The 26269-nt window shown below is 53.2% G+C and carries 23 protein-coding genes and 1 tRNA gene; 11 read left to right on the plus strand and 13 right to left on the minus strand.

The genetic code is table 11. The annotated features are described in order from the left end of the window. Nucleotides 1–17: 17 nt before the first annotated feature. From DXY10_RS13635 to DXY10_RS13645, 3 genes are all read right to left on the minus strand, one after another. Nucleotides 18–701 carry a glutaredoxin gene (locus DXY10_RS13635; RefSeq protein ID WP_115020078.1) on the minus strand — a complete coding sequence of 228 codons (684 nt, stop codon included), beginning with the start codon at nucleotides 699–701 and terminating at the stop codon, nucleotides 18–20. Between the two features lie 113 nt (nucleotides 702–814). Continuing rightward, nucleotides 815–1504: a tRNA (guanosine(18)-2'-O)-methyltransferase TrmH gene (trmH, locus tag DXY10_RS13640; RefSeq protein WP_115020001.1), complete on the minus strand. Its 690-nt coding sequence runs from the start codon at nucleotides 1502–1504 to the stop codon at nucleotides 815–817. A gap of 175 nt (nucleotides 1505–1679) precedes the next feature. Further along, on the minus strand, nucleotides 1680–2009 hold the full coding sequence (locus DXY10_RS13645) for a TIGR03894 family protein (RefSeq protein WP_115020002.1): 330 nt from the start codon (nucleotides 2007–2009) through the stop codon (nucleotides 1680–1682). Nucleotides 2010–2107: 98 nt separating this feature from the next. Here DXY10_RS13645 and DXY10_RS13650 point away from each other — a divergent pair, with 98 nt between their 5' ends. Continuing rightward, a complete protein-coding gene (locus DXY10_RS13650; protein ID WP_115020003.1) occupies nucleotides 2108–2521 on the plus strand; it encodes an MGMT family protein in 414 nt (137 codons plus the stop codon). Beyond that, complete coding sequence (locus tag DXY10_RS13655) at nucleotides 2514–3875, plus strand: 16S rRNA (cytosine(967)-C(5))-methyltransferase (protein ID WP_115020004.1); 1362 nt, start codon at nucleotides 2514–2516, stop codon at nucleotides 3873–3875. The genes DXY10_RS13650 and DXY10_RS13655 overlap by 8 nt, the downstream gene beginning before the upstream one ends. Here the strand turns inward: DXY10_RS13655 and DXY10_RS13660 are convergent. Genes DXY10_RS13660 through DXY10_RS13670 form a run of 3 tightly spaced genes read right to left on the minus strand, consistent with a single transcriptional unit; the run spans nucleotide 3853 to nucleotide 7051 of the window. After that, nucleotides 3853–5877 (minus strand): transglycosylase domain-containing protein, encoded by a 2025-nt coding sequence (locus DXY10_RS13660; protein ID WP_115020005.1) that lies wholly within the window; start codon nucleotides 5875–5877, stop codon nucleotides 3853–3855. The two genes, DXY10_RS13655 and DXY10_RS13660, sit on opposite strands and share 23 nt — an antisense overlap. Beyond that, nucleotides 5874–6827: a chlorophyll synthase ChlG gene (gene chlG, locus DXY10_RS13665; protein ID WP_115020006.1), complete on the minus strand. Its 954-nt coding sequence runs from the start codon at nucleotides 6825–6827 to the stop codon at nucleotides 5874–5876. Before chlG ends, DXY10_RS13660 begins: the two co-directional genes overlap by 4 nt. 11 nt (nucleotides 6828–6838) lie before the next feature. Then, nucleotides 6839–7051 carry a DUF2862 domain-containing protein gene (locus tag DXY10_RS13670; RefSeq protein WP_115020079.1) on the minus strand — a complete coding sequence of 71 codons (213 nt, stop codon included), beginning with the start codon at nucleotides 7049–7051 and terminating at the stop codon, nucleotides 6839–6841. A 64-nt stretch (nucleotides 7052–7115) separates the two neighbouring features. Here DXY10_RS13670 and hisF point away from each other — a divergent pair, with 64 nt between their 5' ends. The 4 genes from hisF to DXY10_RS13690 all read left to right on the plus strand — a co-directional run bounded on the left by hisF (nucleotide 7116) and on the right by DXY10_RS13690 (nucleotide 9326). Continuing rightward, nucleotides 7116–7901 (plus strand): imidazole glycerol phosphate synthase subunit HisF, encoded by a 786-nt coding sequence (hisF, locus tag DXY10_RS13675; RefSeq protein WP_115020007.1) that lies wholly within the window; start codon nucleotides 7116–7118, stop codon nucleotides 7899–7901. Nucleotides 7902–7976: 75 nt separating this feature from the next. Then, nucleotides 7977–8186: a hypothetical protein gene (locus tag DXY10_RS13680; RefSeq protein ID WP_115020080.1), complete on the plus strand. Its 210-nt coding sequence runs from the start codon at nucleotides 7977–7979 to the stop codon at nucleotides 8184–8186. Nucleotides 8187–8196: 10 nt separating this feature from the next. Beyond that, a complete protein-coding gene (ubiE, locus tag DXY10_RS13685) occupies nucleotides 8197–8898 on the plus strand; it encodes a bifunctional demethylmenaquinone methyltransferase/2-methoxy-6-polyprenyl-1,4-benzoquinol methylase UbiE (RefSeq protein ID WP_115020081.1) in 702 nt (233 codons plus the stop codon). A 77-nt stretch (nucleotides 8899–8975) separates the two neighbouring features. Continuing rightward, nucleotides 8976–9326, plus strand: a complete 351-nt coding sequence (locus tag DXY10_RS13690; RefSeq protein ID WP_115020008.1) for a hypothetical protein — start codon at nucleotides 8976–8978, stop codon at nucleotides 9324–9326. A gap of 598 nt (nucleotides 9327–9924) precedes the next feature. Here DXY10_RS13690 and DXY10_RS13700 read toward each other — a convergent pair. After that, a complete protein-coding gene (locus DXY10_RS13700; RefSeq protein WP_115020010.1) occupies nucleotides 9925–13578 on the minus strand; it encodes a VCBS domain-containing protein in 3654 nt (1217 codons plus the stop codon). 790 nt (nucleotides 13579–14368) lie between these two features. Between DXY10_RS13700 and glyQ the strand changes: the two genes are divergently transcribed. The 4 genes from glyQ (at nucleotide 14369) to DXY10_RS13720 (ending at nucleotide 17379) form a co-directional block, all read left to right on the plus strand. Further along, a complete protein-coding gene (glyQ, locus tag DXY10_RS13710; protein WP_115020082.1) occupies nucleotides 14369–15259 on the plus strand; it encodes a glycine--tRNA ligase subunit alpha in 891 nt (296 codons plus the stop codon). Between the two features lie 70 nt (nucleotides 15260–15329). Then, the gene (locus DXY10_RS14960; RefSeq protein ID WP_244282399.1) at nucleotides 15330–15599 is read left to right on the plus strand and encodes a hypothetical protein; all 270 of its coding nucleotides are present in this window, start codon (nucleotides 15330–15332) and stop codon (nucleotides 15597–15599) included. 60 nt (nucleotides 15600–15659) lie between these two features. Next, complete coding sequence (locus DXY10_RS13715) at nucleotides 15660–17243, plus strand: ComEC/Rec2 family competence protein (RefSeq protein WP_244282401.1); 1584 nt, start codon at nucleotides 15660–15662, stop codon at nucleotides 17241–17243. 49 nt (nucleotides 17244–17292) lie between these two features. After that, a tRNA-Ser gene (locus DXY10_RS13720) sits at nucleotides 17293–17379 on the plus strand. 196 nt (nucleotides 17380–17575) lie between these two features. On the opposite strand, the gene DXY10_RS13725 is transcribed toward DXY10_RS13720, so the two are convergent. The 3 genes from DXY10_RS13725 to DXY10_RS13740 all read right to left on the minus strand — a co-directional run bounded on the left by DXY10_RS13725 (nucleotide 17576) and on the right by DXY10_RS13740 (nucleotide 21510). Next, nucleotides 17576–18805, minus strand: a complete 1230-nt coding sequence (locus DXY10_RS13725; protein ID WP_115020012.1) for a HEAT repeat domain-containing protein — start codon at nucleotides 18803–18805, stop codon at nucleotides 17576–17578. Between the two features lie 729 nt (nucleotides 18806–19534). After that, nucleotides 19535–20479: a helix-turn-helix domain-containing protein gene (locus DXY10_RS13735; RefSeq protein ID WP_115020014.1), complete on the minus strand. Its 945-nt coding sequence runs from the start codon at nucleotides 20477–20479 to the stop codon at nucleotides 19535–19537. After that, the gene (locus DXY10_RS13740) at nucleotides 20476–21510 is read right to left on the minus strand and encodes an AraC family transcriptional regulator (protein ID WP_115020015.1); all 1035 of its coding nucleotides are present in this window, start codon (nucleotides 21508–21510) and stop codon (nucleotides 20476–20478) included. Before DXY10_RS13740 ends, DXY10_RS13735 begins: the two co-directional genes overlap by 4 nt. A 330-nt stretch (nucleotides 21511–21840) precedes the next feature. Between DXY10_RS13740 and DXY10_RS13745 the strand changes: the two genes are divergently transcribed. Continuing rightward, nucleotides 21841–22164: a Nif11-like leader peptide family natural product precursor gene (locus DXY10_RS13745; RefSeq protein ID WP_115020016.1), complete on the plus strand. Its 324-nt coding sequence runs from the start codon at nucleotides 21841–21843 to the stop codon at nucleotides 22162–22164. Here DXY10_RS13745 and DXY10_RS13750 read toward each other — a convergent pair. From DXY10_RS13750 to DXY10_RS13760, 3 genes are all read right to left on the minus strand, one after another. Further along, nucleotides 22161–22526 (minus strand): DUF2237 family protein, encoded by a 366-nt coding sequence (locus DXY10_RS13750; RefSeq protein ID WP_115020017.1) that lies wholly within the window; start codon nucleotides 22524–22526, stop codon nucleotides 22161–22163. The two genes, DXY10_RS13745 and DXY10_RS13750, sit on opposite strands and share 4 nt — an antisense overlap. Before the next feature lie 653 nt (nucleotides 22527–23179). Then, nucleotides 23180–25369 (minus strand): DUF4114 domain-containing protein, encoded by a 2190-nt coding sequence (locus DXY10_RS13755; RefSeq protein ID WP_115020018.1) that lies wholly within the window; start codon nucleotides 25367–25369, stop codon nucleotides 23180–23182. A 261-nt stretch (nucleotides 25370–25630) separates the two neighbouring features. After that, nucleotides 25631–26128: a hypothetical protein gene (locus DXY10_RS13760; RefSeq protein ID WP_136989237.1), complete on the minus strand. Its 498-nt coding sequence runs from the start codon at nucleotides 26126–26128 to the stop codon at nucleotides 25631–25633. Nucleotides 26129–26269: the final 141 nt, after the last annotated feature.

Here is a 26269-nt window from a genome sequence, read left to right on the forward strand (position 1 = left end):
CTAGACACGTGCCTGGATCAGAACGCCAGTTCGAAGGCCACTGCAACACCCATCACGGTCAGGATTGCGTATTCGCTGAAACTGATAATTCCTAGGGGAGTTTTGCTGTTGCCTCCCACGCAGGCGCAGTTCAGCGCCAGCTTGTCGACATAAACGGCTTTGAGCACGGATGCCATGCCTGGCACACCGATGGCCAACGCCACCCAACCGGCGAGCGCGACGGGTGGTTGGTGCAGAAATCCCAGACCGATTAGCAGTTCCACTCCGGGATAGAGACGAGCCCAGAGCCGAAACCGCTGGGTGATCAGATCGTATTTGCCAAAGCTGCTAGCGAACGACTCCACATCCATCAGCTTCAGCATCGCCAGAGCGCATACCGAAAAGCCCATGAAGTGCTGCAGGGTGTGCTCTCCCAGCACCAGCGCCATCAGCAGAGTGGTGCCGAACACGGCGAGTACAGGTGTGTAGGAGTAGTCCGCTGCTTCCGCCGTCTCGCCCAGTCGCGCTGCCAACTCGCTGTAGCCGCCCAGCCGCTGAGCACCCGCAAACAGCTGGGGGGTGGTGGCAACACCGTGCTTCTGCTTGAAGCTGTCCACTTGCTGCTGGTTGATGAGCCTGTGGTCCTGGAAGGGGATGCCGTGTTGTTGCAGGAGGCTGATCGCCTTCAGGCCCCAGGGGCATTCATGGTCGGGGGTCGACATCCGGTACAGATGCACCTCGCCCAGGGAGGAGAGGGTGGTTTTGGGGCTCAACACACCGTGATCGCATCAGTGCTCTCGACCGTAGCGATGGCGAGTCGATCGGGACTCATCCTTTAGCAGCGCAGTTTGAGGGTGCGCGGCAGTTGCTCAAGAATTTCGCCTGCCGCGTTCAAGGCGGGGTAAGGGCGCTTCTCCTGGCGGCACCAATCCGCCACCTCCGGGTAGGCCCATTCGAACAGCCGCTGTTCATACAGCTCTCCGGGTAGACCCTCGCCCTTGGTGGGCAGCACGTCTGCCGCCCGCCGTTGTCTGGCGGCCTCAAAGAGCAAAGTCGCCGCCGCGACAGATACATTCAGCGACTGGACCATGCCTGTCATCGGGATCAACACCGCTTCATCCATCAGTGCCTGAGCCCGATCGCTCAGCCCCCATTTCTCTGCGCCGAGCACGAAGGCGGTGGGGCCGGTGAAGTCGCAGTCGCGGTAGTCGCGGGCATTGACACCTAGATGGGTGCCGTAGAGCCTGAATCCCTGCGACTTGAGTCTGGTGACAGCGTCTTCAATGCTGGGGTGATCGATCAGGGGAACCCACTTCTGGCTGCCCTGGGCCGTGCTGTTGAAGGTGCGCGACCGGCCGCTCAGGCTGACGACGTGGGCTTCAAGGGCCCCAACGGCATCGCAGCTGCGCAGGATCGCCGAGAGGTTGTGCGGTTTCTCCACATGCTCAAGCAGCACCGTGAGATCACGCATGCGGCCATCGAGAACGGACTTCAGACGTTCAAATCGACGGGGGAGTAGGGGCATCGGGCGCTACCCCTCGATCGCTTGAAGGATGACGAGCCCAGTAGATGCTGCCAGCAGCAACGAGAGCAAGCCCCAAGGCATCAGCAGGGTCAGCCCAAGACCAACCACAAACAACATCAAGGCTCTAAGCAGTGTCATGCAGAAGTGTCACGGCTGGCGCACGCTGATGCTGTGCTCAGCGGGCGCCGGAGCGTTTGCGAACGACCCGGGGCGCATTGCGGGATTCATCGACGCTGGCCGGTTTGTCGTTGTCGATTGTGTCGCTGACGGTTGAATCGACACCGCTCTCCTTGCTCTCGCCTGCGGGCTCGTCATCGGGCTCCTGGTCCGCAATGATCCCGAGAATCATTCCGGCCTGCAGTTGATCCTGGAGGTCGCCGATGGTCATCAGCGCTTTCAGGACCAATTGGGAGCGCACGATCTTGGGCAGGCCAGGGCGGAGTTTCTTCGTGGTGTCCCACAGCTCCTGAGCCACCTCTTTGATCAGCTCCTTGTCAGCCGTCATTGCGTTCTTTGTTAGTCCGAGCACACCAGCATCCCACCACGCCGTTCCCGCAGTGGTCCTCACCCCTGGCAGCCTGGGGTGTAGAGGCTTATGCGGGCATGGCTGCATCACCCCTGGCTGCGTCAATCCTGGTTGCTGAGCGCGGTGGTTTCGATCAGCGGGTGCGTGAGGTGGTGGCTGCGATTCCCCGCGGACGTCTCGTCACCTATGGCCAGGTGGCTGACTGGATCGGTGCCTACGGCTGCGCGCGCCAGGTGGGCTGGGCACTGCGGCGGCTGTCGTTGCCGTCCGAGCTGCCCTGGCATCGGGTGGTGAATGCCCGCGGTTGCATTGCCATGAGCCTCAGCCGTGAGGGGTCCGACTGGATGCAGCGAGACCTGCTGCTTGCGGAAGGTATCCCAGTGGATGGGGATGGTCGTCTGCCGCTGCAGCGCTTCCTTTGGCGCCCAGCCCAACCTCCCGGTCTGCCTGCACTGGAGGATGTGGGTGTGATGCCTGCAGCCCGTGAGTGATCGATCCGCCCAGAGCGCGTCGCCGGCCGCTGGCGTGGCTCCACGTCGCATCGCCTGGGAGGTCTTGGAAGCGGTGGCCGCTGGTGCCTATGCCGATGTGGCGCTGGAGCGTGCCCTGCGTGGAAAGAGTCTTGCCTCGGTCGATCGCGGCTTGGTCACTGAACTCGCCTATGGCGCCATCCGTCAGCGGCGATGGCTGGATGGCTGGTTGGATCGGCTCGGTCGTGTTCCTGCCCTGAAACAGCCGCCGCGGCTGCGTTGGCTGCTGCATCTCGGGCTTTACCAACTTCTTTTCATGCAGCGGATCCCGGCCGCGGCAGCCGTGAACACGAGCGTGGAGCTGGCCAAACAGCACGGGCTGGCCCGTCTGGCCCCGGTGGTCAATGGTCTGCTCCGGGCTGCCTTGCGGGCCCGGGACCTGGGGGAGGAGCTTGAGCTCCCTCTTGATCCGGCCCTGCGCCTGGCCCTGCAGCAGTCGCTGCCGGACTGGTTCTGCCAGGAGTTGCAGCAATGGTGCAGCCCTGAGCAAGCGGAGCGGGTGGCTCGGGCCTGCAATCAGGTGCCGCCCCTTGATCTGCGGGTCAATCGCCTGCGCAGCAGCCCCGCTGAGGTCCGCGCTGCTCTGGAGCAGGCGGGGTTGGAGGTCGTGCCGATTCCGGAGTGTCCCGATGGACTGCAAGTGTTGAGCAGTGGTGGCGATTTGCGTCGCTGGCCTGGCTACGACGAGGGCCATTGGTGCGTGCAGGATCGCGCTGCCCAATGGGTGTCGCCTTTGTTGGATCCACAGCCGGGGGACAAGGTGCTCGATGCCTGCGCTGCCCCAGGGGGCAAGGCCACCCACATCGCCGAGCTGATGGGTGATCGGGGCGAGGTGTGGGCTGTGGATCGTTCGGCCGGGCGTCTGCAGCGGGTTGCTGCCAATGCCGCTCGGCTCGGCACTGGCTGTCTGCAGGCCATGACCGCTGATGCCGCCGAGCTTCTGGAGCACAAACCCCAGTGGCGCTCTTCCTTTCAGCGCATCTTGTTGGATGCACCCTGTTCAGGCCTGGGCACCTTGGCTCGGCATGCGGATGCCCGTTGGCGGGTCAGTGCGGCCACTGTGGCGGAGTTGCTGCCCTTGCAGACGCGGTTGTTGGAGGCGATGTTGCCTCTGCTTGCCCCGGGAGGCACTCTTGTCTATGCCACCTGCACGATCCATCCAGCCGAGAACGGCGATCGGATCAAGGCTTTCCTCGAGGGGCATCCCGAGCTGACACTGACGCAGCAGCAGCAGCGCTGGCCGGATCCTGACGGAGGAGATGGCTTCTATGCCGCTGTGATCGAAGCGCCGGTTACTGCACCGGCAATGGCCTGAAGAATTCGTCCACCGGCGGGCCGCCTGGAGGCACCACATTCCGCTTCGGTGCTGTGGCATTGGGATCTGCTGGGGTGCTCGTGTCCCAACTGGTGTCGGGTTTGCTGGGATCGTCGGGCTTTTTGGTCGGGTCGTTATTGCGTTCGGGCTGGGCACGCTTCGTGCCTCGGGGATCCCGGAACAGTCTTGTGAGCACAGGTTTGGGCGGAAACTTCTGGACGGGGAAGTTGCTCTTGATGCTGTTCATGAACTGCTTCCAGGCCCAAGCGGCCTCGCCACTGTTGCTGTTGGTTTCGCGATTGTTGTCGTAGCCAAACCACACGGAGGTGGTGAGCTGGGGAATGGACCCGATGAACCAGAGGTCGCGCGCTCCCTCCGAGGTGCCGGTCTTACCAGCCACGGGGCGGTCATCGAGCTTCGCCGCCACGCCGGTTCCTCCAGTCACCACCCGTTGCAGCATCCAGTTCATCGTGTCCGCCACGTCACTGTCGACGGCGCGACGCCCCCTGGCACCGTCGCTACGGCGGCTCCAGATTATTTGGCCGCCAGGGCCGCGGATGTCCTCGAAGGCGGTGGGCTTGACGTAGACGCCGCGATTGGTGACAGCGGCATAGGCAGCGGTCATATCGAGGATTGTTTGCTCGTAGGCGCCGATGGCCATCGGGTAGTACTTGCCGAGCGGCCGGGTGGTGCCGATGCCCAGGTTGTTGGCCATGGCGATGATTGCGTCGAAGCCCACCTTGTCCTGCAGCTGCACTGCCACGGTGTTGAGGGAGTTCTTCAGGGCTTCCGCCAGTGAAATTTTGCCGAAATACTTGTTGCCGAAGTTCTTGGGGCAGTAGCCGCTCCAGCAGCGAGGGGCATCCACAAAGATGTCTTCTGGTTTCACACCCGCATTGATTGCTGCGGCATAGGGGAAGAGCTTGAAGGTGGAGCCCGGAGAGCGCAGGGCCTGCGTGGCGCGGTTGAACTGACTCGCCTGGAAGTTCTTGCCGCCCACCATCACCCGCACCAGCCCAGTGCCGGGTTCGATCGAGACGATCGAACCCTCAGCGTTACCTGGGGCGAACTCACGCACCACCTGCTGGGCCCGCTTCTGCCAGTTCAGATTGAGGCTGGTGCGGATCTTGAGGCCACCCACTTCCAGTTGCTCAGGTGTGAGCATCTGAGGCAGTTGTTGCGCCACCCAACTGGTGAAGTAAGGCGCTGCACTGTTGAAGTATTTCGGGGTGGCAGGTTTGAGATTGAGAGGAGTGTTGCGGGCCGTTTCGGCTGCGCTGGCGGTGATGAAGCCGGCTTGGTGCATGCGGTTCAGCACGATCGCTCGGCGTTCGCGCGCAACGGATTCATTCACCAGCGGTGAATACACCGAAGGTGCTGGAGGCAGACCGGCAATCAGTGCCGCTTCCGGCAGGCTGAGCTGATTGGGGGTTTTGGAGAAGTACACCCAAGCGGCATCGGCGACGCCATAGGCACCAGAGCCGAGGTACACGTAATTGAGATATTGCTCAAGGATTTGCTCCTTGCTCAGCTGCCGTTCCAGCTTGTAGGCCAGGGCTGCTTCCCGAAGCTTGCGGGTGATGGTGCGGTCTTGACTCAGAAACACCGTGCGGGCCAGTTGCTGAGTGATCGTGCTGGCGCCCTCACGCACCGCGCGTTGCTTGAGGTTGGTCACAAGCGCACGACTGATTCCCCAGAGGTCAACGCCGTCGTGCTCATAGAAACGCCGATCTTCGGCGGCCACGAAGGCCTCCTTCACCAGCAGCGGCATCTCCCCTGGATTGACTTTTTCCCGGGTGGCAGGACCCAGCTTTTGGATCACCTGTCCATCGCTGGACAGCAGGGTGATGGTGCCTGGTCGGTTGAAACTGGCAATCGCGCGTGCATCCGGCAGCGTGGCATCAAGTGCCTCGGTCAGAGCTCCCTGGCCAAGGGCCACACCGCAACCAATCGCCGCAGCTGAGCCGGCTAGCAGGACCCAATGACGGCGGGTGCGCTTCACATCACCTGGGTCAGAGGACTGTGGCCAATGGCCAATGCGGTCACAAGCATTCCGAGCACCAGGAAGGGTTGAGCGCTGGCCTGGTACTTCACGTCGAACTCGACCGGATCACGCAGAAGCCAGATGTCCTGAAATGTGATCTGGGGAACGATGAGAAGCACAAGCAGCACTGCTGCGAAATGCTGTCCGATTGCGATCAGAACGGCAACCATCAGCAACTGGAAGACATCAATCATCCCGGCGCTGATCCAGCTGGCACGTTTGATGCCGAACACCACAGGAAGAGACTGGAGGCCAAGGGCCCGATCGCCTTCGACGCTTTTGAAATCATTCACGACGGCGATGCCGAGGCCTGCCAGGCTGTAGGCCAGGGTGAGCAGGGCGGTGGCCCAGGTGAGTTGACCGAACAGAGCCTGGCCTGCCCACCAGGGCAATGCGATGTAACTGGCTCCAAGGGCGTAGTTCCCAAGCCAGCCGTTTTGCTTCAGTTTCAGTGGTGGAGCTGAGTAGATGAAGCTCACAAAGGAGCCTCCAAGGGCGAGCAGAAAGACCACGGGCGTGGTGTGCCCGGCCCAGAGGTCGAGGCCATAAGCAACGCCGAGGCCCGCGAGTAGCAGCAGCCAGATTTGAATCTTCACCTGGAACAGCGGGATCGCTCCACTTGGAATGGGCCGGTAGGGCTCATTGATCGCGTCGATCTCGCGGTCGTAGTAGTCGTTGATCGTTTGGGTGTAGCCGGCCAGAAGAGGGCCGCTCATCAGCATGCAGGCGATCGCTGCGGCCAGATGGTCAAGACGCCATTGGTAGTTGCCACTTGCAGCGGCACCGCAGACAACACCCCAGATCAGGGGAATCCAGGTGACGGGCTTCATCAGCTGCAGTCGCAGCTTCCAGATGTTGGAGGTGCCACTGGCACCTTTCATGCCAAGCAGTTGACGGGCGTCACTCACAGCCTGAGACCTCAGGCTGCAGCAATTTCGTCGTCGAAGAACCAGCAGGTGGTGCCATTGCTGAGTTCCACCACAACACCGATGCCCTGGCCATCGACGGTGCGGAAATCGACGACTTCGCCGCTCGCATCCTTTTGGAGCAGCTCGACAAGGGTGGTTGGGATGCGGTCACGAACGCGGGTGACCCGAACCTTGGAGCCGATGTTGATCGCCGCCTGGGACATGGCCTGCAAGGCTTGGAAAGTGGGCGTCACCCTAACAGCCGCCTCGTGATCTCCTCTCGTCGTCATGGTCGCCCTTCGCCTGATCCCTTGCCTTGATGTGGCCGACGGCCGTGTGGTGAAAGGTGTGAATTTTGTGGGACTTCGCGATGCCGGAGACCCGGTGGAGCTGGCTTGCCGTTACAGCCAAGCTGGAGCGGATGAACTGGTGTTTCTCGATATCGCTGCCAGTCATCAGGGCAGGGCAACCCTGGTGGACATGGTGCGGCGCACAGCGGAGGAGGTGACGATCCCTTTCACGGTTGGAGGGGGGATCTCTTCGGTTGACGGCATCACAGAGTTGTTGCGGGCCGGAGCCGACAAGGTCAGCCTCAATTCCTCGGCGGTGCGTGATCCAGAGCTTGTGGCGCGTGGCGCCGACCGCTTCGGCTGCCAGTGCATCGTGGTGGCGATCGACGCAAGGCGACGTGAGCAGGGTGCTGATGGCTGGGATGTGTTTGTGAAGGGAGGACGGGAGAACACCGGTCTTGATGTGGTGACTTGGGCCCGTCGTGTGGCGGAGTTGGGCGCTGGTGAGATCTTGCTCACCTCGATGGATGGTGATGGCACCCAGGCCGGCTATGACCTGACGCTCACAAGGGCTGTGGCCCAGGCGGTGCCGGTACCCGTGATCGCCTCCGGTGGGGCTGGCTGTTTGGATCACATCGCCGCGGCTTTGGATCATGGGTCGGAGGGGGGGCAGGCGTCGGCGGCCCTGTTGGCTTCGCTGTTGCATGACGGCGTCCTCACCGTGCAGGAGATCAAGCAAGACCTGCTGCAGCGGGGCATGACCATCCGCCCTGCGCAGGCTTGAGCGTCTTCTCTAAAGTTTCTGCACGTTCCTGAAACGGTTGTGGTTGATGGATCCACCGACTTTCCACCTGATGGGGTGCCTTTGATTGCCCATCAGTGGGTGCTCCCGCTGGGATTGCTCAGTTCGGTGGTGGTGGTTGGCTTGGTGGTTTGGGCTCTGAAATTGATGCAGTCCGCGATTGATCAGAGCGAGTTTTCGTTAATGCTGGCTGGATCTTTGGTGTGTTCGGCCGCTGTTGGGCTCGCGTTGGTGATGGTGATGACCCTCAACGGTCTGCCGGTTTGAACGGATGGATGTGAAACCTGGAGATGCCGCTGCCGTTGAGCAGCTTTTCAATGATGTGGCCCCTCGCTACGACCGCTTCAATGATCTGCTCAGCCTCGGCCTGCACAGGCAGTGGAAGCGTCAGCTGATCGCCTGGCTGCGACCGTGTCAGGGAGAACGCTGGTTGGATCTCTGTTGCGGCACCGGTGATCTGGCACTGGCGTTAGCCAGAACGGTTCGGCCCGGTGGCGAAGTGATTGGCCTTGATGCGGCCGGGGCGCCATTGGAACTGGCAGAGGAGCGCCGTTCTGTTGAGCCCTGGCTGAATGTTCAGTGGCTGCAAGGTGATGCCATGGCCACGGCCCTTCCTAATGCCAGTTTCGATGGTGTTGTGATGGCCTATGGCCTACGCAACCTTGCCGATGCCGGAGCAGGCCTGGCGGAAATGCACCGTTTGCTCAAGCCGGGTGGTCGAGCTGGGGTTCTCGACTTCAACCGTTTGCCTGAGGCCAGCTTGTCTGCTGCTTTTCAACGTCAGTACCTGCGCCGCGTGGTGGTACCAGCGGCGGCCCTGGCCAATCTGGAGCCCCAGTATGCGTATCTCGAGGCAAGCCTTGAACGTTTTGCGAGCGGTGCTGAGCAGGAAGCGATGGCAAGGGAAGCGGGCTTTGCTGTGGTGCGTCACAGGCCACTGATGGCCGGCCAGATGGGTGTGCTTTTACTGCAAGCCTGAGCCTGGCCGGACCGTCTACCGCTTGCGATCAGGGCACCAGGGAGATTAGAAAGAAAACCTTAAGACGCAGAATTGTGATGGCCTTCCCGCTTCCCTCTCTGCTGGCCTCGATCGAGGATCTGTTGCTCGAGGTGCAGTGGTTGGACGGGATGATCCTGGTCACCGATGCCCAGCGGGCCACGTTCGTGTCGTTTTCCCAGGTGGATCCAGTGCTGCGCCGTCTGAGGGCCAGGCCCAAGGGCATGGAAGTGGCGGAGAAGCTCTGCATGTCGCTGTTGGAATCCCATGGCAAGGCAGTCTCCAAGCCTGTCTTGGTGTTTCAGGGCGATGGCAGTTTCTGGCTGGGAATGATGAGTCCGAGCCGAAGCAATCCGCATCGTCATCACGCCATTGCCCATCTGCATCGCTGCTTGGCTCAGAGCGGTTGATTCAGTTGTTCTCGAGATGATGGTTGTGAAATCTGAAAGGGCTAAAGCCCTGCTTGAGCATTGGCTGGGATGTCTTTTTCGATCCCCATTCGCGTTCTTCGGGTTGTCATCCAGTCGGATCTGATCGCTGTGCTCTCGTCCATAGATGGATCAGAGAGTCTTTAGCCATCATGATGAAAGCTTCGGTTTTGATTTGCGCCTGCTTCTGTTGCTTGTCGCGGCTCCCTTGTTGCTGATGTCTCCTCATGGCCTTTGGGCTCAAGGCGATTTGATCAACTGCCAAGACTTCACTTCTGACTTCAAGACCACCACGAGTTGTCTTGATGGATCTCAGCCGAGCTCAGGCCCCATTCCTCAGCAGCCAGAAATTGTTGAGGATGATGATCTCTTTGATGACGGGATGGGGTTTGATGATGGTGTTGGTGATGGGCCTGTTTTTTAATCAAGCCTGAATCGGCCATGATCCCATTGGATGGGTTAGGTGAAAGGGTCGGCGCTCTCAAGGTTGAGGAATCTATTGTGCGGTTAATCTTTTTTGTTCGCTCACCATGATGAGATCGACCTTGGCTGTTGATCTCTGCCCCCCTACGACCCGAGCTCAGGTGGTGAGGGCTTTGAAATTAAAGCCGAGGATGAAGTCGTCGTAATCGAGATCACCACCACCGAGGGTGTCTTCTAGGCCAAAGAGGTTGTCGCCTAAAGCTTGGAAGTGTGAGAGCCCATCAGCATTGGCCGCATCAAAGGCAAAGAAGGTGTTGTCGTTCACTTTTGCAAAGGGAGCAAGACAACAGAATTCAGTGAGTGAGACGTCGGCGTCTTTGGTTTTGTTGTCGTCAACGGAGAGATTGTCGAGTGCAGTGACGCGATTGGAGTCGAGTAAGGCAGCTTTGGTGTAACCGGCTTCCCCTGGAGCGATGAGGGAGCCATCAGCAGCAAGAACCCTGCCTTGGCTGTCAACGGTGCGATAGAAGCCGGTGAGTGAATCAAAGCTTGCTTCTCTGGCGGTGTAGAGAGTGCCAGAGACGGTTTGCCCTTCTGTAAAGGCGGAGAAATCGAGGCTGGCTGCGATGTGCTGCTGTTGAGCGATGAGTGCAGCTAAACCTGGATCGGTGTCTTGCTGTGAGAGGGAGAAGGCGATGTTGTTGTTGCCTGAGACGGCGAGGCTGCCATCAGAGTTGATGGTGTGATCAAGCCAGGAGAAGCGTGAATCACTGAGGCTGGTGAGATCACTGAGAATTGAATCAGCTGTTGAGAAGAAGCGAATGGATTGGCCGTTGAGCAGTTGGAGTGAACGGCTAAAGCGAAAGGCGTCGTGGAGAGTGACATCGGAGGCCTCGAGGCTGGAGAAGAGACTGACGGCACGTTGCTTGAGCTGATCAAGGTCTTTGAGGATGGTGTCTGCATCAGCGGCTTCCTCAGCGGAGAGGATGATGTAGCCGATGGCGTTGGCGGCATTGCTGCTGGAGCTCAGTGAGGCCTGGAGGTTGAGAGCAGCAGCCGTGGTGCTGTCAGTTGGATCAGCGAGAGTAAGCAAGCCGTTGTCTTGGCCTGAGAAGACAGGATTGAGGTCGATGGTTGCAGCGGTGGTTTTCAGGCTGAGGGAGCCATTGCTTTTGCCATCGAGGTCACCTGTTTGGCCATCACGGTGTGCGACGGAGACGAGATCACCAAGGCCATCACCATCGGTGTCGTAAAGGCGAGCCCCAGTTCTGGTGATGGGGTTGTAGTTAAAGGAGGAGAGAGCGCCTTGATCGTCGATGTTGTGGTAGAGGAATTTCTTAGCTGCGCTGCGTTTGCCATTGCTGCCGGCAAGGTTGAGGTTGGGCGCAACGGTATCGAGTTTCCAATGCAGGATGGACTCTGTTTGATCGTCCTCCAGGCTTTGCGACATTTCCAGCACTTTGCTGGAGATGGAGATCTCTTTTTTGTCTAATGCTGCGAGTGTGGTTTTGGAGAGGGCTTCAGCACTGAGGGCAAGAGACGCTGTGGCTTTGATCTTGTTGAGTTTGGATTGAATGTAGAGGTTGAATACTTGTACATCCTCTGAGTTGTCTGATTCATTGGCGCCTATGATCTTGACTGTGTATGTGGTTGTATCTGATGCGCTACCATCCGTGACCGTTACTGTAAAGATGTCGTAAGCGGACTCACCAGGATTGAGTGCTCCTATGGCATCAGCGTTCGGAGTGTAGACGTAGTTGCCTGTTGAGGTGCTAACAGTGAGTGTGCCGAAGTTGCCTTTTAGTAATGATTTGGAGTCGGTGATAGAGCCGCCTTTGATGCCATAGGTGAGAACATCATCATCCTCATCAGAAGCAGAGAGAGTGCCTGACAGGTTGGATGCTATGGCGTTTGATGAAGAGCCAAAGTCTGTTATAGATCCGCTCGCTATCGCTGTTATTGTTGGCGCATTGTTTCCAGCAAGAATTGAGGTTGTGAGGCTGAGTGTCGAGTCTGAGAATGAATAGTTTTTGACCTGCAGGTAACTTGCGTCATCTGCATCGTAAGGAGAAAAATAGACTTTGTTGCCGACTGCGGCTGCACTTGAGTACTTATTGTTTCCTGTGAGACCCGTTTCAATGGTTGAGAATGTATTTGTGGTGGTATCAAGTACGCCGATATCGTTCTGCGCATGTGGAGCGAAGAAAATACGATGACCAAGCGCAATTGCGCCAAAATATTTACTGTTCCCGGTCAGTCCAGTGGAGATCGTGGAGAATGAATTTGTTGTTGTGTCGAGCACACCAATGGAGTCTTGGTTGCATGGAGCAAAATAAACATTGCTGCCAACAGCGACCGCACCAGCGTATTTGCTGTTTCCCGTTAGGCCTGTAGTGATCGTGGAAAATAAGCCTGTCGTTGTATCCAGTAATCCGATGTTATCCTGGTAGAATGGGGAGAAGTATATTTTTTCATTTACAGCGGCAGCGCCGGCGTATTTGTAGTCGTGCGTGAGCCCAGTTGATATGGTTGAGAATGTGTTTGTTTCTGTATCGATCACGCCTATTTCATCTTGATCCCAAGGAGAAAAGTAAACGATGTTGTTGATTTCAATCGCGCCCCAATACTTGTAAAGGCTTGGGATCCCTGTGGAGATTGTGGAAAATGAGGCTGTCGTTGTATTGAGTAGCCCAATATTTTGAGCGTTGAAAGGTGCGAAATAGACGTTGTCGTTGACTGCAACGGCGCCACGGTACTGGTAGCCAGAGGTGGCACCAGTGCTGATCGTTGAGTAAGAATTGGTTGTGCTGTCAATGACGCCGATTTCGCCCTCATCAAAAGGAGCAAAATAAATTTTATTGTCGACTGTGGCTGCGCCGGAGAAATGATATACAGGCGTCTCGTCTCCTCCTTGCTCTAGTCCTAGGGGAATCGTTGAGAAGCTATCTTGCTCAATAATGGATACATCAATACTCTCACCGCTACTCAATTGTGTGTGAGAACTATCAATTAAGTGTGTCGTCAGATCACCTGGTGTGCCTGTAAAGTTGTTTGCTGCAAGAAAGCGTACTCGTGTGGATTTGGAAAGATATAATGCATTTGTTTCGCTGAGATCTGTGGTGGCGATCGATGTCCAACTTGCTCCTGAATCCGTGCTGTATTGCCAGTTGCCATCATCAGTTGATGCTGCATTGGCAGTAACGGCAATCGCTAAGAGGGCGTCATCATCGCCATCTGTGAAGGAAGAATTGAATAAGCTCGCTATGGTCTCGCCAGATGGATTGGTGTCGTCTTCCGTGATTGCCGTTAGTGATGGATTGCCGTTTGCAACTGGTGCGGAGGCTTCGATCGTAATAAGTTCGTTGTTGATCAGCAGCGAATGCTGATCATTCTCCGTGGCCGAATGATGAGGTGCATCTTCGCCGAGAATTTTTGCTGCAAATCGTTCACCTTCGTCGCCTTTTGTGTCGGCTTCTCCGTTGATGATGGTATCAATGTAATGGCCAAACTCTTCTAGAATGGTTCGGTTCAGCTGTGGCTCAGATGCAGTGTCTATCCATTCACGATTGATGTAGATGCGCTCTTCTCCATCAGGATTCGAGCTGGTATAGCCGCCGTTAAGTCCGCGCATTGTCGTCCTGTCAAGGACTTCGACCAATGGGATGGAGCTGAAATTACCGGCTGCAAGTTCGTCGATCAGTTGTTTCAGGGCTGCTGGGGGCTCTTGGAGATGAAAGGTTTGCCTGATTGCCCAGCTCAGGTGTCCGTTGGTTGCCCATCCTTGCAACTGATATCTGACTTCTTGAAGCATGGATAGGTTGATGGGAAGTCGTCAAGTTCAATAACTAGGGTATTCGTCTTTTGTTGATCTGCAATGGTTACTTTGCTTCATCTTTTCTGCTCAGAGTGGCTTCGGATTGATCGCTTGGCTGGAAGAGGTGCGAACTGCATTGCCGGCCTTCTCTCTGTCTGCTGATCTCCTCCTTTTGATCAGCTGTTCGCTCCGTTTTGTCTTCTTAGCTGGCTTGATGAAGGTGCTGATCATGCACCCTGATGTCATGGTCCAATGCTTTTTTGCTTGTTGCTTCGATGTTCTCTGCTTTGGGAATCTCAGAGCTTCGCGTTGACGTGCACCCAGTTTCGTTGTTGACGGAATCGTGCTTGGCCTTGTCAAGAGAGTGGTCCGCGAGATGCCTTTTCTGCATCAGTCGTCATTCAGCGGCTGTCTTGATGAGGAGCTCTCTTGTCATGCTTGCTGACTGTTTTTCCTCCGAGTCGCCGATACGAGGGAGTCGCTCATGCCTGAAGGTTCAGGTCAAGCACCTCTGGCCGGATCACACCTGTTGGCCTTATCGCCTTTCCCCTCTATTGGTGCCGTATCGCAACGTTTCACTGCACTGAATTGGACTGATCTGTTCGGAGTTGTTCCTGCTGATCAATAGGGATGCGAAGCAGGGCTCATTTGTGGTTTTTGCCCTTACTGACTAGGTTTCTTGCTTTTTGAGCAGCGACTGGAAGGGCAAGTCTCATCAGGCTGATGGCCTAGAAACTTAGACATATCGACCGTTTGCCCTCAGCCGCTGATGACGAGCCCTGCTCCAATCCATTTCCAGGACATCATTGGCACCCTCAACCGTTTCTGGGCGGATCAAGGCTGTTTGCTGCTGCAGCCATACGACACGGAAAAGGGTGCCGGCACGATGAGTCCCCATACGGTGCTCCGTGCCATTGGCCCGGAACCTTGGGCCGTGGCCTACCCCGAGCCCTGCAGGCGCCCCACCGACGGCCGTTACGGCGACAACCCCAATCGCGCGCAGCACTATTTCCAGTACCAGGTGCTGATCAAACCCTCTCCGGATGGGATCCAGGAGACCTATCTCGCCTCACTCGAGGCTTTGGGTATTAAGGCAGCCGATCACGACATCCGTTTCGTGGAGGACAACTGGGAGTCGCCCACCCTCGGCGCCTGGGGTGTGGGCTGGGAGGTGTGGCTCGATGGCATGGAAGTCACCCAGTTCACCTATTTCCAGCAGTGCGGCGGCATTGACTGCCGGCCTGTCTCGATTGAGATCACCTATGGCCTGGAGCGCCTGGCGATGTATCTCCAAGATGTGGAGAGCATCTGGGATCTGAGCTGGAATGCGGAGCGCAACTACGGAGACATCTGGTTGCCCTTTGAAAAGGGTCAGTGCCATTACAACTTTGAAGCCTCTGATCCCGATCGGCTCAAGCAGTTGTTTGCGATCTATGAGGCCGAAGCCGCTGATCTGATTGAGAAGCAGCTGCCCGCCCCAGCGCTCGATTTCGTCCTCAAGTGTTCCCACACGTTCAACTTGCTTGAGGCCCGAGGCGTGATTTCAGTGACGGAGCGCACCGCCACGATCGCCCGTATCCGCAATCTGGCGCGCAAGGTTGCCGAAGCCTGGCTTGAGGAGCGTCAAGCCCTCGGCTTCCCGCTCCTCAAGCAGCAACCTGCTGCCGTGGCTGGCTGAGGCAGCCGCAGCCGAGGGCGGCGACAGGCAAGGCCGGGGGAATGCTTCGGCAACCGTTGTTCGTTCACAGATGCCCGCCGCTGTGGCCGTTGCGGCTCTTGTTCTCTTCAGCCTTTTCGGTGCAGCCCTGGTTGACAGTGCTGTCCATTGGGTGCTCATGTTGCTCGCGCTGGCTTGGAGCAGCGGCTGGCTGGTGCGTCGTCAGCGGTGGTCGCGCCGTCAGGCGCTGCTGTTGTTGCTGCTGCTGGTTTTGAGCCTGTCGCGGGCGACGTTTGGACTGGAGCATGGCCCCGGGGAGCTCGATCCCTTGCATGCGTTGGCACCTGGCTCCCGGCTGTAGCTGCTCGAGGGGCGATGGCAGCAAGACTCCCATCCTCGTGATGGTCGCTGCAGTGGCCTTGTGACTGTGCAGCGGATTGATGGCAAACGGATCAGCGGTGTCACCGAGGTGCTGCTCGAGCCTTGTTCAACCCCGGTTCTTGCCGGCACTTGGATCAGGGCGGATGGGCATCTGCGCCGCCCGGCTCAGGCCATTCATCCTTTACTACCGTCTCCGTCCGAACGGCTCTCAAGGCTGGGCTGCTGGACACAATTCAAGGTCTCACGCTTGGAGCGGATCGCGAATGGATGGGCTCCCTTAGCGATGGCCCGGCGGCTAATCATCACCCAACTGTCTGCTCACCTAGGCCCTAACCATGGGGCGATGGTGGCAGCCTTGGTGCTTGGAGGGGCTCAGGTTGACCTTCCGGACAGTGTGAGACAGGCCTTCAGGGTGGCTGGCCTCTCCCATGCCCTGGCCGCATCCGGCTTCCATCTCTCGGTCTTGTTGGGCAGTGTGATGCTGCTGAGTAGCCGTTGGCCGGCCTCCTGGCGGATGCTCGCAGGCTGTGGCCTCATGCTTGTGTTTTTGCTGCTGGCGGGACCCCAACCCTCAGTGGTGCGTGCTGTGCTGATGGGTGCATCGGCTCTGTTGATCCGCGAAGGAGGAAGCCGCAGTCGACCCATCGGCTTGTTGCTGGCCACCCTGGTGCTGATGTTGTGGTGGCAGCCCGGCTGGGCTCGGTCGATCGGATTTCAGTTCAGTGCGGTTGCGACGGCAGGCTTAGTGGTGAGCGCACCGGTGATGGAAACGTGGTTGACATCTCGGTTGCCGATGGCACTGAGGAGCCTGGCTCCGGCGTTGGCCGTTCCCTTGGCAGCCATGGTTTGGACGTTGCCGTTGCAGTGGCTTCACTTCGGTGCCATGCCCCTCTATGGCGTGCTGGCGAATCTGCTGGCCTCGCCCTTATTAATGGCACTCACCCTGGCTGCGATGTTCTTGGCCACGCTGGTTCTGTTGTTGCCGCAGGCCGTGGCGAGCCTGCTTCTCCCGGTGATAGCCGTTCCTGTTCAAGCCCTTGCGGCTTGTTTGGAGGGGCTGGTCAACGCCATCAGCGATTGGCCTCATGCACAGCTGTTGATCGGACGCCCATCGGGGTGGATGGTGCTGGTGATCGTGTTGGCGGTGGCCTCGTGTTGTTTGTCTGGTTCGCGACGCTGGCGCTGGGTGTTGATGCCCCTGGCTTTGATGGCTCTTCTGGTGCATGGAGCCGGTTTGCTGGCAGATGCTGTGGTGCGGGTTGATCAATGGGGCCGGCAATGGGTCTTGTTGCGCCATCAGGGACGGGCAGCCTTGATCAGCAGCCATGGAGACCGGCTCAGCTGCCGGGTGGCTCAGCAGTTGGCGCATGGCCATGGTCATGCTCGTCTCGATTGGATAGCGGTGCTCGACCCCGTCGTCGCGTCAAAGCTGGACTGTTGGCACAGCCTGGCCAGAACGTTGCACGCTGAGCAGTTGGGGCAGTCCCCCTTACGGCCAGGCCAGCGCTTGGCCTCCGCGGGCTTAGTGCTGCAACCGGTGGGGAGTAGCGGCCGTCGTTTTGTGCTGCAGGCAGGCCGCCGCCGAGTCGGCCTGCAGCGCTCTCAGTTGAGACTGCAGCCGTAACGAGCATCATGCCTTGACCGTTACTATGACGAGGCGTTGAACGACGCATGGAGAGGTGGCAGAGTCCGGTTGAATGCGCACGACTCGAAATCGTGTAGGGGTAACACCCTCGTGGGTTCGAATCCCACCCTCTCCGTTTTGAATTTGTGCCTGGATTCGGTGGATTGAAAGGTTGGCGGCAATGTTGGTGCTCTTGTTGCTAACAATGCTGCTGCTGGAAGATCAAGATGCCCCTCTAGGGACGTCGAGGAGGCGGCCCTAGAGGGGCAAGCTTTGTGGATCAAACCAGACTCTCTCTTGCGAAGAGATGATTTAAAACCTGAGAGTTTAGATCAACATCTTGCGGATAATTGTTGTTTTTCAACCAGACGGCCAAACACTTGTTGGCATGTCCAGCGGAGAGGTTGCCAATAGGCTGAATTGGCTAGCTCATAGATGATCTCCATCTGGTCATCCAGGCCAAGTTCGAGGCAAGCCCAGGCAGCCGCGACTCTTGACTTTGAATATTGTGGCGTTGTTTCTGAAAGAGCTGAACGCACTAAATCACTTTTTTGCTGGAATTTGCGTAATCCTATGATGCATGTCAGGTAATAATGCGTGACATAATCAGACCAGAGCCTTTCTTGCATGCTGTCGATCAAGTTCAAGCAGCTTTCTTGATCAATCGCCATCAGGCTTAAGGCAGCCCCATACTGACGCGCCTCATCTCGATGGCTTAGATTTCGCTCGATCTCCTCTGCATCAAGGTCACATTTCCATTCATCCCGAATGGCAAGATGCTCTGGATTATCCCTCAAAAGCTGTTCAAGTAGCGATTGATTCTTTGCGCTTGAACTCGAGCCGTTGTAATCAACAATCTCAAAAAAACTTTTTGCTCTTAAAGACATTGAAACAGGTGCACGAACTAATCCTTCAAGTCTGCTTTCGTCTCCAGCATCACCGAGATCAATGACTGCGGAGCGCCTTTTGCCTGCAATCAGGTCTGTGAGTTGTGGAATTAAAGGATCCAGAAGGTGAGTATTTTCATACACCTTGGCCTGATAAGCCCTTGCGGCCCCTGCCACTAAGGCACTCTCATGCTGACAAAGGTCATTGATCACAGCACTGGATTTCGAATTTTTTATCTTCAGTCTTGTATGGGCTTGAATGACAGCACGAATCTTTGTTACCTCACCATCAAGTAACGATACAAGTATCTCTTGCTCAGCTAGTGTTGGCTCCCAATTAATCCTAACAAGGGCAGAAATTGCATTAATAACAGCCTCTGTATCTGTACATGTTAATACTTTTACGAGGGAAGGTATTGCTCGTTTGTCCTTGCGTCTGCCCAGTGCTTCAATGGATTTGCGACGGGTTATTCTATCATACAATTCGTCTATACTAAGGTTATTGGTGGCTTGAAGTAGAACATCTAGTGACTCTTCTGTTTGACTAAGACCAAGTCTTGTTGCTGCAAAATATCGATCGGCGGGCCTTTGAACGTTTGACGTTTTTTCCAGCAAAAGAGATAACGCATCGTTCTCACTCATGCCCTCAACAAGAACATCAAATCTCTCAGCCATCGGAACTAATTGATTGTTTTCAATTCTATCTAGAATAGGTTGCAATATTTAAATTCATGCATTTCATATCTCCTATATAACACTTCCCTTTTTTATGCGTATATGAAAACCATAAAATCAATATTCCTATAAGCTAAGGGAGGGCTTTATGCCCTGCATAACCACATCGTTTCTACTTGACGCAAATGTGCAAATGTGTTTTGCCGTGTGACCCTGGCGAAGAGGGAGCCAGTGGCAAGCAGAATCTGAACGCATTAATCACAAGGCCGATTAGCATAATCACCTCTGAAATGATTGCGATCTACCTGCTTAAATCGTTGTCGGCTTTAATGGATTTAAGTTCTTCTGAGAAAGTGCTCTAGAAGATTATTTTGAACGATTATCAATCAATTCAATTAAATGTGCATCATGCTTGACGCAAAAGTCGGAAACGCACTGCCTTAAGATATGCCCGATTGAAACTGATTCTGTATAGCAAAGTAACTTTAGCTTTTTGTGCAGCTCGTCACTTAGCTCAAAAGTTACTCTTTTCATTCTTGACTGAGCAATAAACGCAGGTGTCAATGGCACTCGCAAGGGCCATGTTTTAACTATTTTACTCTTTTTGATAAGAAATGGATACGCCCTTTCCAAGCTTAACCAATTGTTGCAATCGGCCTGGGGTTGGAGCGGGTCTGTCGTAGCAGGCCCTCTCAGCATCCTGTCTTTTGCTGCAAAGAGATGATTGCTTTAGTCATCAAGTGTTTGACTAGGTAATTCACCAAAGGCTGTGAAATATCTCCTCGAGAATCTACCTTGATGCTTGAAGCCAAAACGGATTGCTATTTCACGTATAGCACTAGTACTATTAGGCATATTGATCTTTTGATATAACATTTCTCTTCTAGCCTCCTCCAATCGTACCTGGGTCATCATTTCTATGACTCCCATGCCAAAATGATCCTGACATACTCTGTATAGTGAGGCCTGACCAGCATTTAACTGCTGACAAATATCCGATAATGTCAGTGGAGTTTTCATCTTATTGATATCATGTGAAAGGTTGACAATTTCACCGAGTAATCGTTGATTTTTAGCCTCTCCCTTCTTGTACAACCTTCTTCCGCCTTCTTCGAGGCAAGCAATCATCAGATCATAATATTTATATGGGGTAGAGATGCCTTTTATAAGGTCTCTGCGTGTTAGGCGTCTTAATTGAGAGAATGCTTCCGTATTAACATCGATCCCTCTAGATTTGCTTAGATTTTCTATGGCTGTTTTTGCATGACACTTTTTGAGAGATTCTAATAATCTTTGCTTATTCAGCATGCAAGCTGTAGAAGAGCACGCCCCTGAGTATTTACCCCAAGAGTCACCTGGCATTGTATTCAGAGTATTCAACCCTCCGATACTATTCGGACTCATTTCATAGCCTTCACAGTAGCCAAATGGTGTACTTGATTTATGTTTCGGAGTAATCCAATTGAAATCAACTGACCAATCCGTACCCCAGCCCTCATATAACAACGGTTTGGTGGCGCTGATCTCTGCGATCACAATGCCAGATGATCTTTTGTGGGCCATCGTATATTGACCCTCTCCATTTTCAAGCTGTGTAATTCTGGTGAGCTGACCAAGTTCCTGAAGAGTTTCAGAAAGTTGCAGTGGATCTTCGTAGGCGAGTGATATTTTCATGCCCTACTCCTTCTCAATAGGTCAGAAATTAAGACATTGATTTTACTCGCTTTCTCAATTGTCTCTTCTGGACTTTCCTGATATGTCTTATAATAAAGACGTTGAAATGAGTTCCAGTTTTTGAAACCATAGTATAAAGCATTATGCTGCTTGGTGAATTGCTTTAGGCCTTTAGGCACGTGTGGATTTAAATATGATTTTTTGACTTGTTCTAGCCTGATGCTTTTGATTAAATCAAGGATATTCATGTTGAAATTAGTTCTGCATGCTTGACCAAGCGACTCTTTTTCGGAATTTAGGTATTTGCTGATTTGACCCACTGTCAATGGTGGCAAGCCTTCCCTGTCTTCATGCAATAACTTGACTAGGTCTTCAATCAGTTCAGTGGTATCTGATCTCTCAGTTAACTGATTTTGCTTTTCACAAGGTTCTTCTAGTGTTGCTATGGCTAAATCATAAAAATCATCCGATCTTCTCACTCCCTTTGTGAAATGCGATTGGAATAGCATTTTAAGTTGTTTGCTCGCATTGCTGTTTGAGTCAATGCCGATACATTCTTCAAGCCGAGCATAGGCATTGTAAGCATTCAATTTGTCTATCTTTTCTTTCATCTTTTCCCACTTTAGGCTCATGCAGCACAGCAGGGTATTGGCTCCAACAATGTCCCATATATTCCCGCCTGTTTTGTTGATGCGATTGAAGCCAGCAATGCTTAAATCTTTCATTTTATGGCCGCTTATAATTGTATTGCTCCCCAGGCTTTCCCCTTGGTTGTTTATCCAGCAAAATGCAACAGAGTTTTGATTTGCCTCTTCTTCGTAGAGTAATGTTTGATTTGACTTGAAAATTTCAAGATGCACGTTGTTAATTGGCGCGCAGATTGAACTCGTTAGCAACTCACCTTTGCTGAGTTGCGTGATATTGCATGAAAAGTTTGACTTGGAATAGTATTCATTGTAGTGATTTTTGCAATATGACTCCATCCCAAGCAAATCACTGAAGATATATTCCTTTGCTTTTCTCGCTTTCATCCTTGCTTTTCCTTAAAGAGTTGGCTGAGCATTCGTATAGATATTTATATATTAGCCTCTTTTTTGACTGTTTTCAGTTGCGTAAACTTCTTTGACTGTTGCGCTTTCCGGCCAGGCGACCTCGCCCATGCTCTATGTTGCGTTATGTTGTGTGGCCAGGGATCCAGTCACGGCAGGTGCGATGACGCAATTGTGCATTGATGTGCCTCATATTTTCTAAATTGCATTCTTCTTAGATACATTGATGATTCGCTATTAAAAACAGCATCTCTATTTGTTCGCCCATTGCTGGCTGGTTCGGTGTATGAATGAGATAGAGATGCCAATGCCATGTCTAAAGAACAGTTGCATGCATTCATTGACAGGGCACGTGCTGATGAAAACTTTCGTTCTCAGCTTGCCACGCTAGATCCTCAGCAAATCATCGATTTTGCCGCTCAAAATGGCTTTGATTTCTCGGATGAAATCAAAGGTCGATTTATTAATCGATGGAAAGGTGTTTATTTTTGCCCCCAAGCGATTGAGGTCGGCCAACTATGTCCAGGATTAGTTCCAAAGGGATATAAAAATCTGATTCACTATGCGCAAACTACGTGTAGTTCATCCACTCTTAAAGAAGAGGAGAATGATTTCAGATCTGGCCAGCGATATTAGTGGTTTTGTGTAGAAAAGAATTTCAGTGTGGCAAGTGGGATTGCCCGAGCCGCAGAGCTGTCTGTTGATTCGAGAATGACAGGTGGCGCCATGCCATCATTCCTTGCTTGATCCCAACGTGACGAGCATAAACACCAATGATCGCCAGGCTTGAGTCCTGGAAATTCGAGGAATGGAATAGGGTCAATGAGATTATTGCCCTGAGAATAAGTGTAGGAAAGAAAGTTTTCCGTCATAATGCAGCACACTGTGTGCTGGCCTAAGTCTGAAGCGTCTGTTCTGCAGTACCCATCCAAGTACCATCCCGTTATTGGTTTGCAGCCGCATTGAGTTAGAGGTTCTCCTAGCACATTGATTAGCATTTATCTGATCCAATAAGGCTCTGAGCCTTAAACTCGATTGATTGCATATATTGTAAATTTCAACTGGAAATGTTATCAATCAGTAGTAATGCTCACAGTATTTTGAGGTGTCTATCTTGTGCTTTGCTGCGCTTGTATTGTTGCGGTGGCTGTTGTTGGTTGCACTAGTAGGAGCTACTTTCTGTGTCAGCATGAAAGCTTGGAGAGCCTCTCTTGGCATTATGAGAATCAATCTCCTGCCATGACGGTCGATGCTCAGTGATTCCGTCACAGCACTGTTTGCGAACACCTGAGCCTCTTTAGGCGCCGTTTAGGGTCATTGTGCTTTGAGTATGAGCTCATAGCCCGAGCCAGATTGGCTGAGGCTATGGTGCAAGTGATTGTTGCTTAGCAAGGCATCTAAAGCGAGATGATGCTTGACCCATTTCCCTTACCCCTCTCGAAATTTTATTGAATATTTGATTTCTTCATTTGATATCTCTCTAGTTTTTTCTACGGCTCAGAGCTGATCAATTCATGCCGCAATCTAGTTCTCTTTATTGACCTTCTCCTACTGCCTTTGCTGCCGCCAATCATATTCCCTCTGCTTAAAGTTTCAGTCGTGATTCGGATCTTTACGTCTTAAGGGCTTCTATTATTTCCTGGTTTCTTCTCTAGCCGATCACTTCGTAGTGGAAGATTGAATCATTAAAGTCGTTATCTGTATTGCCTAGGCGATCTTGGTCTTCCCAGCCAATTGAGCCGTTGCTTTGTTGCATCACATGATCCATGCGATCTGGATTTGCTGCCCTAAAGGCGAAGTAAGTGACGATCCCTTCTGAATTCTCTTTGGCTCTTGTATTTAACGGATTGGCAGATATGACATCCTCAAAAACATCATAGAGTTGCTCACTATTGGATAGCAGCTTGCCTCCATTGGCAATTAAAAAGGGGGCATAGAATTGGTCTGGTGAAAACCCCATCTCTCCTGTTGATGTACCAGTTACTGTGTCATAGGTCTTATTAGAGCCTGACTTTAGGCCGGTTAAATGTTCCCATTGCGATAAAGCTGTTATATAATATCCAGCATGCCCAGGGGCAATCGAATCATCTGTTTCTCCATTGTTGTTTAAATCGTAAATGTCTTGAACGGATCCGTTCTCATCAACCACTCGATACAGGCCGCCTATATTTGAGTAGGCAGCATCAGCCTTTTTGAGTGACTCGTCAACATAGCTGATCATCGTGTTTTCTCCAACATTCTGATTGACATCAAAGTCGAAGATGACAGATCCCAATAACTGTTCTCCGTATTTGCTCTTCTCGGAAAACGTTATGTTGATTGAGTTTTCTGTTCTCGCATGAGAATGATTCTTTTTTCCGAGAATTCCTGTGCCGCTAATTGAGTAGGTATGGCCATTGATTTTAAATGAGAATAATTGTGGATTTACGAATTTTAGGCTGTAGCCATACTTGTCTTTTGTTGTGAGTGCAAAGGTGATGGCGTCGCCAACTTTTAGTAATGGGGCCCCTTTTGGGTCTCTCAACTTTAGATAGTTGTTGATTTGGCTTGCAATGCCTGCACGCCATGCTGAGTTGCTTTTGTTTAGGCTGTTGAGGTAGGATTCAGTTCCAACTTTTCCTCCAATCTGATAGGGAAGGATAAAGGAAAATCCTGATAAGCCTTGCCTTGTGTTCCATGAGCTGAAGTGCGTGGGGATTTCATTCCAACCCCAATACCAACCATCGGTTAAGCCCATTTTGGGGTTAAACATTTTCCCCTTGTCAAGCCATAGACGGTTGCTTATGTTGATTAAGTCTTGAGGGTTTGTCACCCAAGGCAGTAAAGAATCGATATAGCCCTGGTTGTTAATACCGCCGTTCACCAATCCAAATGTTGGCTTTATATAGTTTTTCATGACTTGGTAAAAACTATCCCATCTGTATTTTGTGCCTGTTCTCCACCATTCATTGATCTGACCTAAGTATTTGTTTTCGCTTTTAGACCATAGGCCTTTCCCTCCTTTCTTTGAGGATGCATTGTCGCGTATTGCGTCAATCAGGTCTCCATGGTTGGCGCTCCAGCTCTGCTTGCTTCCATCGTGTAAGGAGTAATAATTTGAATTGGTATGGAACCCTGCTCCATAGGCTCCTTTGATCGCTGCTGATAAACTATTGCCTAGCAGGGCCTTGGTGTATGTGGGATTTCCCAGAACAAGGCTGGAATTTTTGCTGCCTGCACCATTTTGCCAGTAGTCGCTACCTGCTACGAGTGCATCATTGATCCAGGCCCATGATTTTTTGTTCGCAGCACGTTTGTAGTATGCATGTGGTGCTTTGAATCCATCTGGCTCTCCAGTTTTTTGAGTGTTCCAATACGCATATGTGCGTTGGTCAACAGAGTTTGAATCATGAGCATAGAAAACCCCACGATTCCATGTTTGAGTTTTTGCAGTTGTAAATCCTGGTATTACTGTATTCACACCCTTGATGGCGACAAGGGTGGGAGCATTCCAATCTTTGCCAGCAGTCTTGGAATTGGGTTTTGAGATATTAGCCTGAAATGGATATACCTTGTTCGGTGCGACTAAATTGTTGTGCAGTAATGTGGCGGGCAAGGCGCCATAGTTTGATGCTAGTGGTAACTTGCTGGGTGGATATACATCGCCTTTTTTTGTTTTTGGATTGTATATTTGATTACTGGTCCTGTTCTGAATGCCGTCGACCAGGTTTCTGGCCATGAGTCCGTCACCGGAGCTGTGGTTGTACACCTGATCATTCAGGCTCTTGCTTCCGTTGGGATTGAAGCTTGAGCTGTTTCTCTTGATTGCCGCATTGAGTCTTTGAATCAGTGTCAAGCTCATTTCTTATCTTCAAGTTGCTTTAGAGTAGTTGGGTGAATAGGTTTTGCAAGTCATTCACTCGTGCTCTTCAGCTTCTCAATTGCTCCAATAGATTGTTGATGTAGAAAGCTTGACTGATTCTGTAGTTTGCTTTCTGCACCTATCACCATTGACGTGGAGATTCAGTGTTGACTGCAGAGATGTTCTGCTCCCGTCTCTCGATGGTCTGCTTTCATTGCTCGCGTCGCTTTGGGCCTCAGCGATGTTTGTTCGGGATTTGACCTACTTCAACTGCTCTCTTTTCCTCGTTGATTGATGGTTTTTGATACTCTTCCTTGTATTGCTCTTCTCCATGCAGCAGCTCAAGGCAATGGAGCGGTAATTGAAGTAATCGTTGTTGATGATGAAATCAACATCGCCTGAGACGAATTCCTCAGATTGAATTCCGAATAAACGGAATTGGAAGCGTTCCTGTGGTGCGATAACCTTGTTAATCGTGTATGAAATTGTGTTGTCGATCGGGGTGAAGCTGCCGCGTACTCCATCGGCTGTTTCTAGCTGTAGAGCATTGTGCAGGCGTTGATCGATATCGAGATCATTGAGGGTTTTTGGTTCAGCTGAAAAATTGCTGACTTCTGTGATCAACTCCAGTTGGCCGCTGCCTCGCTCTTCGATGGATGCTTTGAAACTCATCTCTCGTGTTGGGTCGCTGCACGCTGTCAGCGCGACCGTTAGTGCGCCAGCGACGAGGGCAAGGCGACCTGAATCAAGGTTCATCATGTTGCCTCCGCCATCTCGAGAGTGTAGATGGATCTGATCCACTCTAAGTATTCGTTTTTAGTCAGCATCCGATTGCTGTTGTGATTTACATTTGTTTTGCATGGTTTGCTTGGGATGTGGGCTTGCTGGTTTTCTTGTCGA

Source organism: Synechococcus sp. UW140 (genome assembly GCF_900474295.1).
Lineage (GTDB): Bacteria > Cyanobacteriota > Cyanobacteriia > PCC-6307 > Cyanobiaceae > Synechococcus_C.